This window comes from Algoriphagus sp. AGSA1, from assembly GCF_021390545.1.
Taxonomy (GTDB): Bacteria; Bacteroidota; Bacteroidia; order Cytophagales; family Cyclobacteriaceae; genus Algoriphagus.
This window is the reverse complement of the sequence record NZ_JAJUWR010000004.1, coordinates 21295-39483: the sequence shown is the minus strand read 5'-3', so window position 1 is coordinate 39483 and position 18189 is coordinate 21295. Positions and strand designations below refer to the sequence as shown.

At 41.6% G+C, this 18189-nt stretch carries 16 protein-coding genes; 15 read left to right on the top strand and 1 reads right to left on the bottom strand.

All coding sequences use genetic code 11. The features are described from left to right. Window positions 1-58: 58 nt before the first annotated feature. A complete protein-coding gene (locus LZF95_RS03475) occupies window positions 59-772 on the bottom strand; it encodes a LytTR family DNA-binding domain-containing protein (RefSeq protein ID WP_233753597.1) in 714 nt (237 codons plus the stop codon). A gap of 950 nt (window positions 773-1722) precedes the next feature. Between LZF95_RS03475 and LZF95_RS03470 the strand changes: the two genes are divergently transcribed. The 15 genes from LZF95_RS03470 to murA all read left to right on the top strand — a co-directional run bounded on the left by LZF95_RS03470 (window position 1723) and on the right by murA (window position 18138). After that, window positions 1723-2814 carry an OmpA family protein gene (locus LZF95_RS03470; RefSeq protein WP_233753596.1) on the top strand — a complete coding sequence of 364 codons (1092 nt, stop codon included), beginning with the start codon at window positions 1723-1725 and terminating at the stop codon, window positions 2812-2814. 110 nt (window positions 2815-2924) lie between these two features. Beyond that, entirely contained in the window at window positions 2925-3338 is a 414-nt protein-coding gene (locus LZF95_RS03465) for a two-component system response regulator (protein ID WP_233753595.1), read from the top strand. Window positions 3339-3445: 107 nt separating this feature from the next. Beyond that, window positions 3446-4003, top strand: coding sequence for a hypothetical protein (locus LZF95_RS03460; protein WP_233753594.1), 558 nt, complete (start codon window positions 3446-3448; stop codon window positions 4001-4003). A 442-nt stretch (window positions 4004-4445) separates the two neighbouring features. Continuing rightward, window positions 4446-5255, top strand: coding sequence for a polysaccharide biosynthesis/export family protein (locus LZF95_RS03455; RefSeq protein ID WP_233753593.1), 810 nt, complete (start codon window positions 4446-4448; stop codon window positions 5253-5255). A gap of 6 nt (window positions 5256-5261) precedes the next feature. Next, on the top strand, window positions 5262-7706 hold the full coding sequence (locus LZF95_RS03450) for a polysaccharide biosynthesis tyrosine autokinase (RefSeq protein WP_233753592.1): 2445 nt from the start codon (window positions 5262-5264) through the stop codon (window positions 7704-7706). Window positions 7707-8056: 350 nt separating this feature from the next. Beyond that, entirely contained in the window at window positions 8057-8674 is a 618-nt protein-coding gene (locus LZF95_RS03445) for a hypothetical protein (RefSeq protein WP_233753591.1), read from the top strand. Window positions 8675-9219: 545 nt separating this feature from the next. Beyond that, the gene (locus tag LZF95_RS03440; RefSeq protein ID WP_233753590.1) at window positions 9220-10536 is read left to right on the top strand and encodes a UDP-glucose/GDP-mannose dehydrogenase family protein; all 1317 of its coding nucleotides are present in this window, start codon (window positions 9220-9222) and stop codon (window positions 10534-10536) included. Between the two features lie 269 nt (window positions 10537-10805). Beyond that, the gene (locus tag LZF95_RS03435; RefSeq protein WP_233753589.1) at window positions 10806-11189 is read left to right on the top strand and encodes a four helix bundle protein; all 384 of its coding nucleotides are present in this window, start codon (window positions 10806-10808) and stop codon (window positions 11187-11189) included. 180 nt (window positions 11190-11369) lie between these two features. After that, window positions 11370-12368 carry a mannose-1-phosphate guanylyltransferase gene (locus LZF95_RS03430; protein WP_233753588.1) on the top strand — a complete coding sequence of 333 codons (999 nt, stop codon included), beginning with the start codon at window positions 11370-11372 and terminating at the stop codon, window positions 12366-12368. A gap of 59 nt (window positions 12369-12427) precedes the next feature. Further along, window positions 12428-12799: a four helix bundle protein gene (locus tag LZF95_RS03425; RefSeq protein ID WP_233753587.1), complete on the top strand. Its 372-nt coding sequence runs from the start codon at window positions 12428-12430 to the stop codon at window positions 12797-12799. Window positions 12800-12896: 97 nt separating this feature from the next. Then, complete coding sequence (locus LZF95_RS03420; protein ID WP_233753586.1) at window positions 12897-13886, top strand: GDP-L-fucose synthase; 990 nt, start codon at window positions 12897-12899, stop codon at window positions 13884-13886. 76 nt (window positions 13887-13962) lie between these two features. Next, on the top strand, window positions 13963-14337 hold the full coding sequence (locus LZF95_RS03415; RefSeq protein WP_233753585.1) for a GxxExxY protein: 375 nt from the start codon (window positions 13963-13965) through the stop codon (window positions 14335-14337). A gap of 54 nt (window positions 14338-14391) precedes the next feature. Then, a complete protein-coding gene (gene gmd / locus LZF95_RS03410) occupies window positions 14392-15588 on the top strand; it encodes a GDP-mannose 4,6-dehydratase (RefSeq protein ID WP_233753584.1) in 1197 nt (398 codons plus the stop codon). 45 nt (window positions 15589-15633) lie between these two features. Next, window positions 15634-16647 carry an NAD-dependent epimerase/dehydratase family protein gene (locus LZF95_RS03405; RefSeq protein WP_233753583.1) on the top strand — a complete coding sequence of 338 codons (1014 nt, stop codon included), beginning with the start codon at window positions 15634-15636 and terminating at the stop codon, window positions 16645-16647. A gap of 246 nt (window positions 16648-16893) precedes the next feature. Further along, window positions 16894-18138, top strand: coding sequence for a UDP-N-acetylglucosamine 1-carboxyvinyltransferase (gene murA / locus LZF95_RS03400; RefSeq protein WP_233753582.1), 1245 nt, complete (start codon window positions 16894-16896; stop codon window positions 18136-18138). The last annotated feature ends 51 nt before the right edge of the window (window positions 18139-18189 follow it).

The window sequence follows — 18189 nt, the reverse complement described above, 5'->3', positions numbered from 1 at the left end:
TGTCCTTGTTAACCGCTTCCCATATGGAGGTACGGCATTTGGCTCGCATTCCTTTACCTCACGGCTTCTGCTGCTTATATTCAATAACTTTGGTATGCAGTTCCTTAAAATATCCCCTTCTGATAGGGATGGCTTGATTTTCTATGATCAACTCTTTGGAATTTATGGAGTAAACGTAAGAAAGATTTACGATGTATGATTTGTGGACCCGAATAAATCTGTTGTCCGGAAGCCGGCCAACAACGTCCTTTAGTATATCACGCATAGTGTACTGCCTTTCTTTTGTGAAAATCCTGGTGTACAGCCCATCTGCCTTCAAAAACAAAATATCATCTTCTGACAAGGATACAATGTGGCCTCTGTCCCTGACCTGTAAGGTGCTTTTTTTGAGGGGGAGGGATTTGTTTTCAAATGACCTAAAGGCTAGATATAAACTCGATTGAAGCCTCTCTTTGGAAAATGGCTTTAGGATGTATCCCTCATTTGGTACGTTCGCTACCCGTTCAAGAAAATCCAAATCCGAATAAGCGGTGATGAATATGATGGGCACATGAATTGACTTCCTGATCTGCATGGTTAGTTCTATGCCGTCCACTTTCCCGTCAAGTAATATATCCATTAGAATCAAATCAGGAATATTGCTTCTCAAATATTCATGGACCTCATCAGCGTTTGTGAGAACCTTGGAAGTTTCATACCCTAGATGAGTTAGGATATCCTCAATGTTTTCGGCTAATTCCGCCTCGTTTTCTATTATTAGAATTTTTTTCATCAAATATGCCTTTTTCTTCTTGCGTTGGTTGTTTTTCGGATAGGATTTCGAAGGTAAAGGAAAAATTTAAAAAGGGTTTATGTTAATTGTGTAAATCATGAAAACAGTAAAAAACACATTGTTTTTTTTACGTCAATTATAAGATATAATAAGTAAAATTAACATTTAATTATCAAATAATTACACTTGATTTATATTTAATTGTGTATGGTCTGTATTTTGTTAGCTTAAACGCTTGGATTTATGGTTAAATTGCTTTTTGTTGCTCCAATTAGAGTGCTAAATTTAAATTTTATTTTTTTTGCCCTGATTTTCTACGCCTTAGATGTTGAGTTACGGGCATAAAGTGGGTTTTAGGGGTTTTTTCTGCTCATACATTCTAAATTAACTGATTTGTCAGCGATCTTTCGTGGGATAAAATTCAATTTCCTTTCGGGAAAATGCTTGCCCTGAGCTACTGATATAATGGATTTTGATCGGGAAATTATCTTGTGGGCTTTTAATTTACAAAATGATACAAATATTTAGAATAAGAAGGTTAACTACCAAATGACTAATCTTGTTTCAAGTGGAATTTTGTTCCTTTACAAGAAAGGAGAGAACATCACACCATCAAGGATAGGTAAATCAATTCGCCAATTGATTTTGGAATAAGATTGGGATGAACATAAATTTTAACTGGAATTTAAGTTAGAAATAATCAATGTTTTTGTTTGTTTTTACCATTGTGTATAGGGTATCGTTGGATCAGATTAGTTGGGTTTTATTGAATTGTTTATCCTATGCATAAGTTTTCAGCTATACTGTCCTTCATAGAGATAATATTCTCTTTTCAATCCATTTTTGTCGGAAGCGATGAAGGGTTTTTACTAAATCAGGATTATGCGTTTGGATCCGGCACAAAGTGTTCAACTAATTTATTTGTTTCATATAAAGTACCATCAATCCAGATGAGAATTCCATCGGTTGGGGATTCCTCTAATGGGAATATCGATTTTAATGCATCGAGAGATGACACAAGCCTTTTACTTATTACGGATCACTATCAGTTCACCGCAAAGAAACCGAAAATTATTCAGGAACGACTTAAATTGAACAATCCATATGAAGCTGTCGAGCTCTTCCACAATGGAGCAATAGGCGAGTCTGATCTTTATGACAAGAGTGGGGCCGTTATTGCCAACCCTCATTTTTGTTTGGGATGTGAGGATATTGCAGATTGTCTTATATCCCGCGATCAACAAGACAGTGCGGAAACCCATTTGCAGCCATTTGCCCTTAATTCAACAGTCATACTCAATCACTTTAAGGTACTGGATAAAGGCAGGAGGCTCCCGGAATCTGATTACGTTTATCTGGGGGTGTTGACCCAATTTCTCCTGGAAAACCCGGATGTTAATTTGGATTTGAAACATCATGCTGATTCCAGGCATTCCCACTACTTTAATCAGAGAGTTTCGGAAAGACATGCTAAAGCAGTAGTAGCTCATCTTATAGAAAACGGGATAAAACCAGAACGCATCAATTCAGTTTCTTATGGCAAATCTTATCCTTTGGTGGATTGCCCTGCTACTTGTGAATTGGACGGGTACACCATCAATACCAGGGTTGAGGCAGTATTCTTTAAAGGTGATTTTAACTATCGTCCCTACGAATATCCTAGATTCGATGTCAAGCGGTATGGCTTGGTTGATCATGCCTCGAAAGTTACGGTCCTGGGTACGCTATCTTCCGATTCTTCTAGGAATAGTGTTTCTCAGGAAAATGGTTATGGAAGAGAACTCTTTCCTGATACTGCTCAGTATTTAGTGCATAATCCCCAATATTACCTGGTAGCAGGAAGTTTTAATGATCTGGAGTCTGCCTATGAGCTTGCAAACTACCTTCGTGGACACTATACTTTGAATGTATATATCCTACCTCCTGATGCCAATAGAGGTGATTTCCTAGTCGCTATAAATAGGCATGCTGAATTAGGCGATGCAATGGAGGAACTAAGGAAAAAAAGCACTCCTTTCAAGCTGTGGATTTATTATGGTTGAATTGTGGTGTTATACTGTTGTTCTCTTTATCAAGAACTGCTTTACATGCTCTTTTGGTTTTACTGAGTTGATATATATTATAGATCGTACGTTTTGATTTTTATCTTGCTATGGGGTTTAATTTTTCTGAAGTTTTAATCATTGATGACGATCAGGCGATCATGCTTCTTGAGTCTAATTTATTAAGGAGGATGAAGTTCCATAAGCCTATCCGTTGGTTTAAAAACGGAATGGAAGGAATTGAATTTCTCAAATCAAAACCACAGGATGATTCCATTCATTCAAAAAGTATAATATTATTGGATATCGATATGCCTGTGATGGATGGTTGGGAGTTTTTGAGGGAATTTGAAAAACTAAACCCAACAATAACCTCTAAATATAAAATAATTGTGAGAACAAGCTCCCATGATCCCAACGATAGTCTTAAAGCAATGAGGATAGGTTCAATAAGTGAATTTATGAACAAACCTGTAACAACTGAGCAGCTTATGGCTGTATTTAGGAAGCTGGTGCTTATCTGATATGTAATTATAGATCGTGGCTATGTGCAGAACAAAAAATATTGACAATTTATTTACATTAAAATGCATTTACTCCATCGTTTTGATAATATTGTTCATATTTAACCATGAAAGATTTCTTATGCATTCGTCCATTTAGTTCAGTTAAACAACTTGATGGCATTGATGTTGAATTTATACATGCTGGGGAGGAGACTGATTTTGACCCTTTTACAGTAATTGAAAATTTTATCACCTCGTTTTATAGTCTTAAGGTTAAAGAACGATTGATGCAGCCTTTTCCGATTACGGTGATTCCCAGATTCAGAAAGTATTTCTTTTCATCGGTAGGAAAAGTCCAGTGCGTTGCATGGTTTTATCAAGGTAGGGTTAAGCATGAGACCCATCTTTTCACGGGACAGACTTTATTCACTTCCTTTTTAAGAGTGGACTATTACAAAGATGGAAACCTGCTTTTCGAATATTTTAAATGCCATGAAGATTCCTTGTCCTATATCAATTGTGTGGAGCAGTTGGCCAATATTTCAGAATTACGCTTACCCCGTTCAAATGACCGGATTCTAGTACAAAATCACTTGGGAGAAACCTGCCTGCTGGATAATGGGGATTCGCTTCAGATATGGTTGGTCAAAAGCTGGAAGGCATTATCTGATGTGCTGTACTAAATTAATAAAGCTGTTTTTCTGCCAATGAATAAGGTGATTACCTGTAGCAATGCCTTCAATTTTGATGCCCTAGAATGATCCCTGCCATGGGGATGGTATTGATAACTAAAAAAAATAAACAGATCTGATAATATAATGTATCATCAATCAAACTCATTGTTATTTTGCTCAGAAGTTGTTTTATTTCACTCATTAAATCCCTTCTCACTGAGAAGGGATTTCTTTCCCTAGCATATTATATGATTACATTTTGAAATCATGTGCCTTATATGTTTTCTTATTGGCATAAGATTAAAATCACCCCACTTTGTCATAGTTTATTTTATTGGTTAAGGATATTTATCAAAGCAAATTTACCTTGAGCAATACTTATACTCTTCCTAAATAAGCCCAAAACCTGATTTACTGTCCTTAACTTTTAACGGCTATTGTAGTTTAAACCATGAGGAATCTTAAAATAGGTTTACTGTATCCTTTGATATGTTGTATGGCTTTCGGCTGTATTTCAAATGAGAAGATTATTTATTTACAGAATATGAAAGGCGCTTTGCCTATCGATGAAGGCGAGCTTATTACCTACGAGGTCCCAGAGTACAAGCTCCAGTACAACGACATCATCGATGTCAACATACAGACTGTCGATGATATGATCCAGTCCGGATTTAACAACAAATCCGCAGCGGGAGTGAACCAGATGGGGAATATGGCCAGTCAGTCAGGAGGGGATATCTATTATATGACGGGATATACGGTAGATCAGGAAGGCAACATACGGCTCCCGATTGTCGGAAACGTGCACGTGAAGGACAAAAGCCTTGAAGAGGCTAGGATACTGATCGAGCAAAGCCTGAGAGTATATGTCACCTCGGAACTTTATGTCAAAGTCAAGCTGGGCGGGATCCGATATGCCGCATTGGGAGAGTTCAGGCGACCCGGCAAATTTGTGGTTCTTCAGGACCGTATGACGATTTTTGAGGCAATTGCCAACGCAGGTGACCTGACACCTGTAGCCAAGCGTGACGAAATACTTCTGATTCGTCAATATCCGGAAGGGACAAGATTGCACAGGATTAATCTGATAGACAGACAGGTGGTGGAATCCCCTTTTTACTTTATACAGCCCAATGACCAGTTGTATGCCGAACCCATGAAGGTGCGGGAAGTGGGTGCGGGGGAGAATGCTGCCCAGTCACTTGCATTGATTATTTCGGCGGTCACTGCCCTTGCGCTTATACTGAATTTAATTAATTAAGATTTTATGTACCCCACTACCCCCAACGTGTCTAATTCCGGGCAGAATCCGTTCACGGTCCGGAAGGAGGATGAGATAGACCTCAAGGTATTGCTGTTCAACTACCTCCAATATTGGCCGGCCATTGCGGCTTTTATGCTTGCGGGGCTTGCCTCTGCATTTTTGTTCAACAGGTATGCTGCCAATATTTATAAAGTCGAGGCGAGTGTGCTAGTCGAAGATGACAAGCCCAGTCTGGGTACGGATCTGTTTGAGACGGTGGGGTTCGGCCTTCAGAAAAGCAACATCGAGAACGAAATAGGGGTATTGAAGTCCTACTCCCTTGCGGAGGAGACCATCTCGGAGTTGGACCTGAACGTGGAGTATTACCATGAGGGGTTGGTGTCTGTCACCCAGCTGTATGACAGACTGCCCATTCGGGTAAGTGTGGACTGGGATCAGCCCCAATGGGTTGGGGGAATGTTCAGGCTGGAGGTCATCAGTGGGGAGTCCTTCAAACTCAGTATAGCCGATGAGGGGTTCAGTGTGTATAATCCCGCGGATCCCTTTTATAAGTCCGGGATGAAAAATCCCGCATTGGCCAAGTCAGTTTATAATTTTGGACAGGAGATCCGGGCCACTAACCTGGATTTTAGGATCGAAGACATCTCTGCCGGTCCTGGCGATGTTATCCTGTTTAAGCTATCAGATACGCCTAGTCTTGCCCTACGGTACAAGGCAGCACTTGCTGTGGCCCCGCTGAACAAGCAGTCCTCTATACTGGCTCTTAGCGTGGAGACCCCGGTGAGAAGACTGGGAGAAGATTACATCAACAAACTGATGGAGATGTACCTCAAGAGGGAGCTGGATGAGAAAAACAGGGCTTCGGAAAGCACCGTGCGCTTTATAGATCAGCAATTGAGTGGGATCACCGATTCTCTTGAGTTTTCCGAGAACAGGCTGCAGCAGTACAGGTCGGACAACAACATCTTCAACCTGTCTCAGGAGGGGGCTGGGATTTTTGAGCGCTTACAGGAATTGGAGAAGCAGAAGGGCGAAACGGAAATAAGTATGAAATACTACCAGACGCTGAATGGGTACCTTGATAACAGCCGTGGTGGGGAATTGGTGGCTCCCTCGATTATAGGAGTGACGGATCCTTTGCTGAATACATTGGTCAATTCCCTGGCGGAGTTGCAGGCTGAGCAGATTCGACTTAAATCAAACTATTCGGATCAGGCTCCGGTAGTTCGCGAAAACTCCAACCGGATCGAAAACACAAAAAAGCAACTTCAGGAGAACGTCAATCTGGCACTTGGCAATACCCGGAATGTATTGGCGGACATCAATACCCGGATAAGGATAATCGAAGGGGACATAAGTGCCTTGCCCAAAACAGAAAGGGATCTATTGGGCATACAGCGACAGTTTACGATAAATGAAAACATCTATGTCTATCTCTTGGAAAAGAAGGCAGAAGCCCAGATCACAATGGCTTCCAATATGCCAAAGAACTCCATTTTGGATTATGCAAAGGCCGGAAACACTCCTGTAGCTCCAAAAAGATCCCTGAACATGCTGATAGGCTTATTATTGGGGCTGGTTCTCCCGGTAGGTTTTATCACCATAAAGGATTTTCTCAATACTACTATGGAAGATCCCAAGGAATTGGAGGCACAGATTAAGGTTCCATTGATAGGCATGATTGGGCGGAGCCTGGGAGACGGTCTCCCAGTGTTGAATAATCCGAGGTCTTCGGTTACCGAGTCATTTCGTTCCTTACGGGCAGACATGGCTTACCTCAGCCCCCGCAGGGATAGCTTGGCAATACTCCTCACATCTTCTATCTCCGGGGAGGGAAAGACTTTCGTCTCCATCAATTTGGCTTCGGTGTTTTCACTGATGGGTAAAAAAACCATACTGATAGGGCTGGACTTGAGGAAACCGAAGATCGCAGCGGATTTCAACTTGCCCAATGATATCGGCATGAGTACCTGTCTCAGTACCAACACGCCTTGGCAGGAGGCTGTGAAATCAACGGATTATACCGATCTGGACGTGATTCTCTCCGGTCCCATCCCGCCCAACCCCGCAGAACTTTTACTTCAGCCAAAGTTTGCCCAAATCGTAAAGGAGATCAAGCAAACCTATGATGTGGTGATTTTCGACTGCCCGCCTGTGGGACTGGTGTCGGAGACCAAGGAATTCTTCCCTATGGCTGATATCAGCTTCTTTGTATTCCGCCAGGGATACTCCAAGAAAACCAACGCACATATTCTCAATAATCTGGTGGAAAAGGGCGGGGTGTCCAAGATCTACGGCATCCTCAATGATGTCCATATAGATAGGGGATATGGCTATGGGTACGGTTATGGCTATGGCTATGGGTATGGTTATGGCAACAATTCCTATGGCTACCACGAGGAAGTTCATATTCCCTGGTGGAAGAGAGCGTTAAGGCGAAGGAAGTAGTTGTTCAAACAACAGCCACTGACTCTCAACACTTTATCAATTGGATCTTTTGATCTCCTCATATCAACAGTTAAACCGTTAAGTGCTCCATGTTACTGCCCGCTCACACGACAATCTTTTGTTTCTCCACCCTTCCCGGCTCCTTCCACTTTATTTACAATTCAAAACAAAAATAAATATGTGGCAGCACGAGGAGGTAATAATACCCCGTTTTACAAGTACTTTCATACAAGTAATTCGACTACAATAAATGATATAGTGGAGCCCAGAATAACTTGGAACTATAAGTTGAAAAAAAACACCTTGTTTCAATCAGCTACTTTTCACCACCGATTTGGAATGTTTTTCATATGGATATTTTGAACTATTTGAGTAAACTGGCAACAGGTTACCACAGTAAGTCTATACGGATCTTGGGAGTGGCCGTGAAATATAAGTTCTACGGAAAACCTATTCCGTTTGATCCTATCCGAATGCTCCGGGAACTACAGTTCAAATCCCGGGAACCCGCAATCCATGAGATTAAATTGTATGAGCCGCTCAGGGATATCGCAGGCAATAAGCTTCTTATTGGTGGCATACTGAGCCCCGTCGTGGTTGCTGAATTAAAACTGGGCAAGCGCGGGATAAAGGTGCTAAGAGCGGTCACTACTCAAAATAAGCTAAACTACAGCAGGTATGAATTTTATGTCGATGGCAAGATTATGGCGGTTTTCCAGCGGGCTTATGATTATGGTAAGTCCTTTGATAAACTGCTGACGGAGATTTTCTCCTATTCTGATTCTTCGGCATACCAAGGCACCGGCATGCTGAAAGGAGTCCACAGTTCAGGACAATACTTACTGGGCGAAGTGTTTGGGCATACCCAATTATGGCTTGTTTATGACGCTGAAGCATTGGAAGCGGTACAGCAGCAGATTGTTCTGGTTGTAAGCAATAATCCAAGGGATCAAAAGCATTTTCAATAATATAAAATTTATGCGGAAAAATAGGACAAAAAATGAGTACAAAAATTACTCACTTGTTTATCTTTACGGATTCAAACGTGAAAGAAAGCCTTAAAAAAAACAATAGTTGGTCACTTTTTAGACCCAATACCCAAAAAACCGGTTTTAATTCGTTTCGAGTTTTCACCAAAACAGCTGAAATACGCTAGAACAATTCACATAACAGGCAGTACATACTTTCCTCAGGGATAGAAAGAGATATCTATTCCATGAGAAGATTATTACCTTGCCTTTTTAGGGACCAAATGGGACTGAAAGGGCGAAGCTGTGCCTGCCCATCAAATCCTGGATGCCTCGTCATCTCGACCAGCGGGAGAGATCCCTTTGAGCTTCCAGCTTAACCCTTGGGTGTTAAAAGTTAATTGTTAAATGTTAATCCTGGATACTGGTGATAAAACCCTTAACCCTTAACCCTTAACTCTTAACTCTTAACTCCAATTCTTCGACCTTCGAGCTTTCCCCTATAACCCTTTTATTAAAAATCTAACACTACAAATTATAATCATATGAAAATCGCAGTAGTAGGCACCGGCTATGTAGGTCTGGTGTCGGGAGCATGTTTTGCCGATGTAGGAATCGAAGTTACCTGTGTGGACATCGATCAGAGGAAAATCGAGAACCTAAAGCAGGGCATTATGCCTATCTACGAACCGGGTCTGGAAGAGATCGTGGTAAGAAATTACAAAAGCGGTCGCCTCAAGTTCAGTACGGACCTGGGAGAGGCCATTCAGGGGGCTTCCGTTGCCTTTATCGCTGTGGGAACGCCTCCGGGTGAAGACGGTTCCGCGGATTTGAAATATGTACTGGCTGTAGCCGATGAGATTGGTGCTAAAATGACCGATTACATTGTGGTGGCTACCAAAAGCACCGTGCCGGTCACCACAGGTGAGAAAGTCCGCGGGGCGATCAAAGGAGCCTTGAGCAGAAGGGATTCTGATCTTCCTTTTGCAGTGGCTTCCAACCCTGAGTTTCTGAAAGAAGGTGCCGCGGTCGAGGATTTCCTGAAGCCGGACAGAATTGTGATCGGCGTGGATGATGAGCGCGCCGAAGAGATCATGAAGCGTCTCTACAAGCCTTTCCAACTCAGCGGGGACCGTATCATCTACATGGACATCCCTTCCGCTGAGATGACCAAATATGCCGCAAACGCCATGCTGGCTACCAAGATTTCATTTATGAATGACATCGCCAATCTTTGCGAGCTGGTCGGTGCCGATGCCAATATGGTGAGAAAGGGGATAGGTTCTGACCCGAGGATAGGCAATCGGTTTATCTACCCTGGTGTAGGATATGGTGGATCCTGTTTTCCCAAGGATGTGAAAGCGATCATCAAAACCGCAAAGCAATACAATTATGATCTGAGGGTGTTGCAGGCTGTAGAGGATGTAAACGACGACCAGAAGCATGTATTGGCAAATAAAGTAAAGGCCCATTTCGGAGATGACCTCACTGGGATGACCTTTGCCATGTGGGGACTTAGCTTCAAGCCGAACACGGACGATATGAGAGAGGCCCCTGCGGGCGTGATTATCGATGAGCTGCGTGCGGCAGGTGCTACGGTAAAAGCATACGATCCTATCGCCATGGAAGAGGCCAAGGCACATTATATATTTGACAAAGTGACCTACTGCAAGGATGCCTACGAGGCGTTGGTGGATGCGGATGCCTTACTGCTTGTGACCGAGTGGTCCGAATTCAGAATCCCAAGCTGGGATGTGATGGGTAAACTGCTGAAAAACAAGGTAATCTTTGACGGTAGGAATATCTACGACAAAAAATACCTAAGCACCTTAGGTTACACCACCTATGCTATCGGTAGCTGATAAATGACCCGTCATTGCAGTCCGACTGTAATGACGAGTTCACCTTTAACTCCATTACTGTTAAAAGTTAATTTGTTAAACGTTAATGTAATACACAGTGAACAACTGAACCTTTAACCCTTAACCCTTAACCCTTAACCTTTAACCCTTAACCTTTTAACTTCCTTCATCTTTTGTTAAAAGTTAATTTGTTAAATGTTAATCCTAAACGCTGTAGAATCCTTAACTCTTTCACCTTAATCAGCGCACGGTGAAAACAACAAAATCCTTTGGCAAGTATAACCTCTTTTGAAGAGCTAGAGATATGGAAATTAGCTCGTGAGCTTTGTTTACAGGTTCGGATATTAACTAGAAAGGAGCAATTCTCAAAAGATTATCGCTTTTATGTCCAATTTAATTCAGCTGCTGGATCCATTATGGATAACATTGCTGAGGGATTTGAAAGAGATGGAAATAAAGAATTTATTAACTTCTTGTACATCGCAAAAGGATCCAATGGTAAAGTTAGATCTCAATTTTTCAGAGCTCTGGACGCAGGTTTTATTGATACTCTTGAGCAAGGTGAGGTATTGAGATTAACGGATGTGTTAAAGTTCAAAATTCAAGGATTAATTAAAGTTCTGAAAAATAGTGGAGGCAAAGGATATAAGTGACAGGTGTTACTATAAAAAGTTAGTCTGTTAATTGTTAATCCAAAGCACCGTAAAAATCACGAACCCTCAACCCTTAACCTTTAACCCTTAACCTTTAACCCTTAACTTTATCCCTTTCACCTTCCACCTCAACCCTTTTAACCCTTAACCCTTAACCCTTAACCCTTAACTTTCCCTCTCTTGCATACCATAAACGTTATCCTCTGTGGCGGTGTAGGTTCCAGGCTTTGGCCGCTTTCCCGCAAATCCCGACCCAAGCAGTACCTGCCGATTTTTGAGGGAGAAACCTTATTCCAAAATACCGTAAGAAGAAACCAAGGATTTTGCGACCAGGCCATGGTCGTGGGCAACTGTGACAATTATGAACTGTCCCGGAAAGACCTGACCTTGGCCGGAGTGGAAGACTTTGTGGAGATCATAGAAGCCTGTCCGCGGAATACGGCTGCGGCAATAGCATTCGCCGCATTTGCGGCCCGGGCGGAGGATATTTTGTTTGTCACGCCTTCGGATCACCTGATCCAGGCAGGAGAGGGCTATGACCATGCGGTGAAAAGAGCGATCCACCTTGCCAAAGAAGGAGATATAGTCACTTTTGGACTAAAACCTACCAGGCCTGAAACGGGGTTTGGCTACATAGAGGCAGCGGGGGAGGAAGTCAAGGGATTTCGGGAAAAACCTAACCTTCAAACTGCTGAGACATTTGTGAAAAGCGGGAATTTCTTCTGGAACTCAGGCATGTTTTGCTTTCAGGCTGGCGTCTATCTGAAAGAACTGAAAGCATTTGAGCCGGAAGTGTATGCAGCATCTTTGATTGCTTTTGAATCAGCTAAAGACGGCAAACTTGATTTTGAGCTCTCCATGCGGATTCCTTCTATTTCAGTGGATTATGCGGTAATGGAAAGAACAAAGAAAATAAAAGTAGTCCCTTCAGAATTTCCCTGGTCAGACATGGGCTCTTTTGAGTCTATCTATGATCATTTCAAAAGCATGGGACATGGGGTTGACTCTAATGGCAATATGGTAATAGGAACCAACCTGCATACAGAGTTTCTTGGCTTAAAAAACACCCTCCTTATCCAAACCCCCGACGCTATTCTTGTTCTGAACAAAGAAAACGCACAGGATGTGAAGAAGGTGTTTGAGCGGCTGGAAAGGGATAAACCGGAGTTGGTGGAGTAGGTGAAAGTAGGAAGCTCAAAGGTGGAAGGCGAAAGTAGTATGCTCAAAGGCAGAAGTTTATGAATGGTGATTTTGGATTTAAGGAGCTGAAAGTTTGGCAGAGGTCTATTGAATTTGCCGATGTCATACTAGATCTTGCTGAAAATTTAAATTCATCCTTAAAGCATTATAGGTTAATAGAGCAAATTGAGGCAAGTGCTGTTTCAATTTCTTCAAACATTGCAGAGGGAAAAGGAAGAGAATCGAAAAAAGAGTACATAAGATTTCTTTACATAGCACGTGGTTCATTGTATGAAACAGTTTCGCTTCTCACATTATTTGGAAAAAGAAATTGGATTTCTAGAGAAGTTATGAATAAGTTGGAGAAAGCTGGAATTGAAATAGCATCCATGCTCAAAGGTTTAATAAACGCAATCGCAAAAACGCTTTGACCTTCCACCTTTCACCTTCCACCTTCTCCCTTCCACCTTTCACCTTCCACCTTCCACCTTCTCCCTCTAATACCTTAATTCTTCTAACGTAGTGTCTATGATAAATAACAACGCAAAGATTTACATCGCTGGCCACCGTGGCATGGTAGGCTCCGCCATCTGGAGAGACTTGGAAGCCAAAGGTTACACCAACCTGGTAGGAAGAACCTCCAGCCAGCTAGACCTAAGAAACAGGGAAGCTGTAGAGGCATTCTTTGCTCAGGAGAAACCCGATGTGGTCATAGACGCCGCGGCCCGGGTAGGAGGAATCTTGGCTAACAATGACTATCCCTATCAGTTCCTGATGGAGAATATGCAGATTCAGAACAATCTCATAGATACTTCTCTTAGTACCGACGTACAGAAGTTTATCTTCCTGGGATCCTCCTGCATCTATCCCAAACTGGCCCCACAGCCCCTGAAGGAGGAATATTTGCTTACCGGCCCCTTGGAACCTACCAATGAGTGGTACGCCATAGCCAAGATCACGGGAGTGAAGGCCTGTGAGGCTATCCGAAAACAATTTGGAAAGGATTACATCTCCCTGATGCCTACCAATCTATATGGCCCTTACGACAATTTTGACCTGAACACCTCCCATGTGCTGCCTGCCATGATCCGCAAGTTTCATGAGGCAAAACAATCACATTTGTCTATGCTGAGCGAAGTCGAAGCAGAGAAAGAGCACTTACCTGTGACACTATGGGGTAGTGGAACACCAATGCGCGAATTCTTATTTGTTGAGGATTTGGCGGATGCGGTAGTCTATGCATTGGAAAACCAATTCCAGGATAATCTGTACAATGTAGGAACTGGGGTGGATTTGACCATCAAAGAACTGGCAGAGCTCATCCAACAAACCGTAAGCCATACCGGTGAAATCATCTGGGATGCCGGCAAACCCGATGGAACCCCAAGAAAACTCATGGATGTCTCCAAGATGACTGATGCCGGATGGAAAGCCAAAGTGGGCTTGGAAGAAGGGATCAAGAGAACATACGAGTGGTTCCTCGAGAATCAGGAGACGTTTAAGCAAGTGAAAATTTAATAGCTCGCAGGCTCGCAACTTTATTGCACAGAGTTTCACGGAGAAGTCACTGAGTTACACAGTTTTTTTTAGTGATATGCTTGAAAAGGAAAAATTAACAGAGCTTATATTAAAATGTGCTTTTAAGGTTCATTCTCAACTGGGGCCAGGACTTTTGGAATCTGCATACCAAGCTTGTCTGAAGTATGAATTGGAAAAAGAAGGTTTACTGGTGGCTTCTGAAGTTCCTGTTTCATTGATTTATGAAGAGATTAAACTGGAATGTGGTTATAGAATCGATTTGCTTGTAGAAAATCAGGTTATTATCGAACTTAAAGTAGTTGAGAAATTAACCGAAGTGCATACAGCCCAAATTTTAACTTATTTGAAGTTTTCGGGTCATAAAGTAGGATTGCTGTTGAATTTCAATACCAAAAGCCTAAGGGAGGGCATAAAAAGATATATTAAATAATTAACCAGTGGGACTCCGGGTATAACTCAGTGAGACTCCGTGTCAAGAAAAAACATGAAAACCGCACTCATCACCGGTATCACCGGACAAGACGGCTCCTACTTAGCCGAGCTTTTACTGGAAAAAGGCTACATGGTTCATGGGATCAAGCGTAGGGCCTCATCCTTTAACACACAGCGTGTAGATCACCTCTATCAGGATCAGCACGAGAAGTCTGTTAATTTCAAGTTACATTACGGTGATCTGACGGATTCTACCAATATTATCCGCATTATACAGGAAGTGCAGCCGGATGAGATTTACAATCTGGGAGCCATGTCCCATGTGAAGGTGTCCTTTGACTCTCCGGAGTATGTGGCCAATGTGGATGGTATCGGAACCCTAAGAATCCTGGAGGCGGTCCGTATTCTGGGACTGGAGAAAAAGACCAGAATTTACCAAGCCTCTACTTCAGAACTGTACGGAGGTATGCCGGAAAACAAAAACGCGGCAGGTTTCTATGACGAGAGCTCGCCGTTCTACCCTAGGTCCCCCTATGGAGCGGCAAAGATCTACGGTTTCTGGATCACCAAAAACTACCGGGAAGCCTATGATATGTTTGCTTGCAACGGGATTTTGTTCAACCACGAATCTCCAAGAAGAGGCGAGACCTTTGTGACACGTAAGATTACCATGGCCACCGCAGCCATTGCTTTGGGCATGCAAGACTGCTTGTATTTAGGCAACTTGGAAGCCCTAAGGGACTGGGGGCATGCCAAGGATTATGTAAAAGCCATGTGGTTGATCTTGCAGCAGGACAAAGCGGAGGATTTTGTCATAGCTACCGGGAAAACCACCAAAGTGCGGGACTTCGTCCAGATGTCCTTTGCCCATGTGGGCTTCAGCATCCGCTGGGAAGGAGAAGGGGTCAATGAGGTGGGGATACTAGACGCTGTGGATGAGCAGAAATACTATGAGGCAACGGGGAAAGGGATAACTGTTAATGGTTCAGAGTTAACAGTTAACGGGATAACCTTTAACAATTTAACTATTAACTCGGAAATCATCCGCGTGGATCCCACCTACTTCCGCCCCACAGAAGTTGATCTTCTCCTTGGCGACCCTACCAAATCAAAAAACCAATTGGGCTGGGAGCCGGAATACGATTTGGCAGGACTAGTGGAGGATATGATGGTCTCCGATATCAAATTGATGCAAAAGGATATGCATTTGGTTGAGGGTGGTCACGAAGTCTATAGACAGTCGGAGTAATTACTCGTATTCCAAAAGTCAAATCTAATTTCTCTTAAACAAGCCATGCAAATACTAGTTACCGGAGCTGCAGGATTTATTGGATTTCATCTCTGCAACAGACTGATTAAGGAGGGACATAACGTTGTAGGAGTTGATAACTTAAATTCTTATTATGACCCTAATTTAAAATTAGCAAGATTAGCAGAATTAGGAATAATCGGTATAAATCAAAATGACTCTTCATTTCCGACACTAGTTGCTGGCGATTTTACTTTTATTAAGGCAGATATTGAGGATGATAGCTTATGGAGCTTTCTTGCTGATGATTTTGGGATCACTTCTATTATTCATCTAGCGGCTCAGGCAGGGGTAAGGTATAGTCTGGAAAACCCCAAGGCCTATATTAAATCCAATATTGAAGGGTTTTTGAATGTATTAGAATTTTGTAGAAATAAAGCTATCGATAACCTTATCTATGCATCAAGCTCCTCGGTGTATGGCATGGAATCAAAACAGCCATTTTCGGAAGAAGAAAATTGTAATAAACCTGTCAGTCTGTATGCCGCTACGAAGAGATCAAATGAATTAATGGCCTATACCTACCACCATTTATTTAATATTAACTCAATAGGTTTAAGGTTTTTCACTGTATATGGGCCATGGGGAAGACCGGATATGGCTCCATTTATCTTCACTAAGGCGGCCTTTGAGGGATCAGAAATAAGGGTTTTTAATCAGGGAAATCAAAAGAGGGATTTTACCTATATCGACGATATTATTGCTGGGATTATTCAAATATTTGGGCAGAGTGAAAAAATAGATGGTGCGGAAGTATGTAATATAGGTCAGGGTAGGCCTCTTGGTTTAGGAGATTTTATCCATCAGATTGAAGATAGTACAGGAAAGATACTTTCTAAGAAGTATATTGAGGCTCAACCAGGAGATGTGCAAGTTACTTATGCAGATACTCATAATTTGAGAGAAAAGTTTTCATACTTACCAAAAATTCATTTAAAGGAAGGTATAGAGAATTTTGTAAAATGGTATGTCGAGTACTATAAAGTAAAAGACAGTTAAATGAGTATAGTCTTATTATACTCATAAGTATTTACTTAATTTTTTTGAATTTATATTTAGTTATTCTTCTCAAAATGAGGTGTAGTCTCTCTCTCTCATTTTAACTAAATCTCGCTTTTTATAGTTAATTGTTAAGCTTATAATTTATAAATTGATAGTTTAGGTGATTTGAGTAAATCTTCTCTGTTAGCTTCAATCTTTTTACAATAGATTAACAATGGGATCTTTAATATTTAAAAAAAAATTATGAATAATATTTTAAAAGTTACAAAAGGAACTTTGCAAGGCAAAGTGAAAGTGAGTGGGGCAAAAAACAGCTCACTGCGACTTCTAGCAGCATCTATACTCACAGATGAGAATGTAGAATTGTATAATTTTCCGAATGGCTTATTGGATGTACAAGTTCATTTGGAGATGCTAAAGGTGTTAGGTAAAGAATACTATTCGAATGAAGACTATGTGAAAATTTCGGAATCAGAAGCTAATACTACAACAGTCCTCGATTGGAAAGAAAGATCTATCCGTAATACACTGCTTATTCTTGGAGCTCTTACAGCAAGATTTGGTGAAGGAAAGGTTCCGCTTCCTGGTGGATGTAAGCTTGGTGAGCGTAAGTATGATTTGCACGTAATGCTTTTAGAAAGGTTAGGGGCTGAAGTCTGGGAAGAAGATGACTTTTTATGTGCTAAGGCCAAAGATGGTAGATTGAAGGGGAATAGTATCCATTTACCTATGAGATCTACAGGTGCTACCGAAAATAGCATTATAGCCGCCTCTCTTGCAGAGGGAAGTACTGTTCTATGGAATCCACATATTCGCCCTGAAATAATGGATTTAATAGATATGTTATCCAAAATGGGCGCAATAATCAAGGTTTTTGGCCAACAAAGAATTGAGATTGATGGGGTAAGAAAGTTGTCTGGAGTTGTTCACAGCGTTATACCTGACAATATGGAAGCTTTAACATGGGCAATAGGGTCAGTAATAACAAATGGAGACGTTGAAATTGAGAATTTCCCTGTAGATCATTTGGAAGTTCCTTTAATATTTTTAAAAGAAAGTGGTTTTAGGTGGTATAAGGGTGTTGATTCAGTTATAGTTAAAGGAGGATCTCCATATCCGTTAGAAATAAGCACAGGTCCTTATCCTGGAATCAATTCAGATATGCAACCGATTTTAGCAGTTTATGGTGCTATGTCCAAAGGTGAGTCCAAAATAGTTGATTTGAGATTTCCTGGTAGATATGGCTATGCAGAAGAGCTTGCTAAGATGGGAATGAATTATTCGGTAGAAGGTGATCTGCTTGTAATTAATGGAGGAAATCCTCTGATTGGAGCAGAGGTTAATGCGCTAGATTTGAGAGCTGGTATAGCATTGCTTCTTGCTGGGCTTACAGCTGAAGGCGAAACTTTAATAGAAAATTCTTGGCAAATACACCGGGGTTATGAAAATTTGTTTGAAAAACTGAAAAAATTAGGGATTTCTATTTAAACCAACGTATGTATCCTCTCTATTACACGTTTGGATGAACTGCCACAATAC

Excerpts from the sequence above, each read along its gene's own strand:
- LZF95_RS03475 (WP_233753597.1), bottom strand. The coding sequence starts at position 772 with ATGAAAAAAATTCTAATAATAGAAAACGAGGCGGAATTAGCCGAAAAC.
- LZF95_RS03470 (WP_233753596.1), top strand. The coding sequence starts at position 1,723 with ATGAGAATTCCATCGGTTGGGGATTCCTCTAATGGGAATATCGATTTT.
- LZF95_RS03465 (WP_233753595.1), top strand. The coding sequence starts at position 2,925 with ATGGGGTTTAATTTTTCTGAAGTTTTAATCATTGATGACGATCAGGCG.
- LZF95_RS03460 (WP_233753594.1), top strand. The coding sequence starts at position 3,446 with ATGAAAGATTTCTTATGCATTCGTCCATTTAGTTCAGTTAAACAACTT.
- LZF95_RS03455 (WP_233753593.1), top strand. The coding sequence starts at position 4,446 with ATGAGGAATCTTAAAATAGGTTTACTGTATCCTTTGATATGTTGTATG.
- LZF95_RS03450 (WP_233753592.1), top strand. The coding sequence starts at position 5,262 with ATGTACCCCACTACCCCCAACGTGTCTAATTCCGGGCAGAATCCGTTC.
- LZF95_RS03445 (WP_233753591.1), top strand. The coding sequence starts at position 8,057 with ATGGATATTTTGAACTATTTGAGTAAACTGGCAACAGGTTACCACAGT.
- LZF95_RS03440 (WP_233753590.1), top strand. The coding sequence starts at position 9,220 with ATGAAAATCGCAGTAGTAGGCACCGGCTATGTAGGTCTGGTGTCGGGA.
- LZF95_RS03425 (WP_233753587.1), top strand. The coding sequence starts at position 12,428 with ATGAATGGTGATTTTGGATTTAAGGAGCTGAAAGTTTGGCAGAGGTCT.
- LZF95_RS03420 (WP_233753586.1), top strand. The coding sequence starts at position 12,897 with ATGATAAATAACAACGCAAAGATTTACATCGCTGGCCACCGTGGCATG.
- LZF95_RS03415 (WP_233753585.1), top strand. The coding sequence starts at position 13,963 with ATGCTTGAAAAGGAAAAATTAACAGAGCTTATATTAAAATGTGCTTTT.
- gmd (WP_233753584.1), top strand. The coding sequence starts at position 14,392 with ATGAAAACCGCACTCATCACCGGTATCACCGGACAAGACGGCTCCTAC.
- LZF95_RS03405 (WP_233753583.1), top strand. The coding sequence starts at position 15,634 with ATGCAAATACTAGTTACCGGAGCTGCAGGATTTATTGGATTTCATCTC.
- murA (WP_233753582.1), top strand. The coding sequence starts at position 16,894 with ATGAATAATATTTTAAAAGTTACAAAAGGAACTTTGCAAGGCAAAGTG.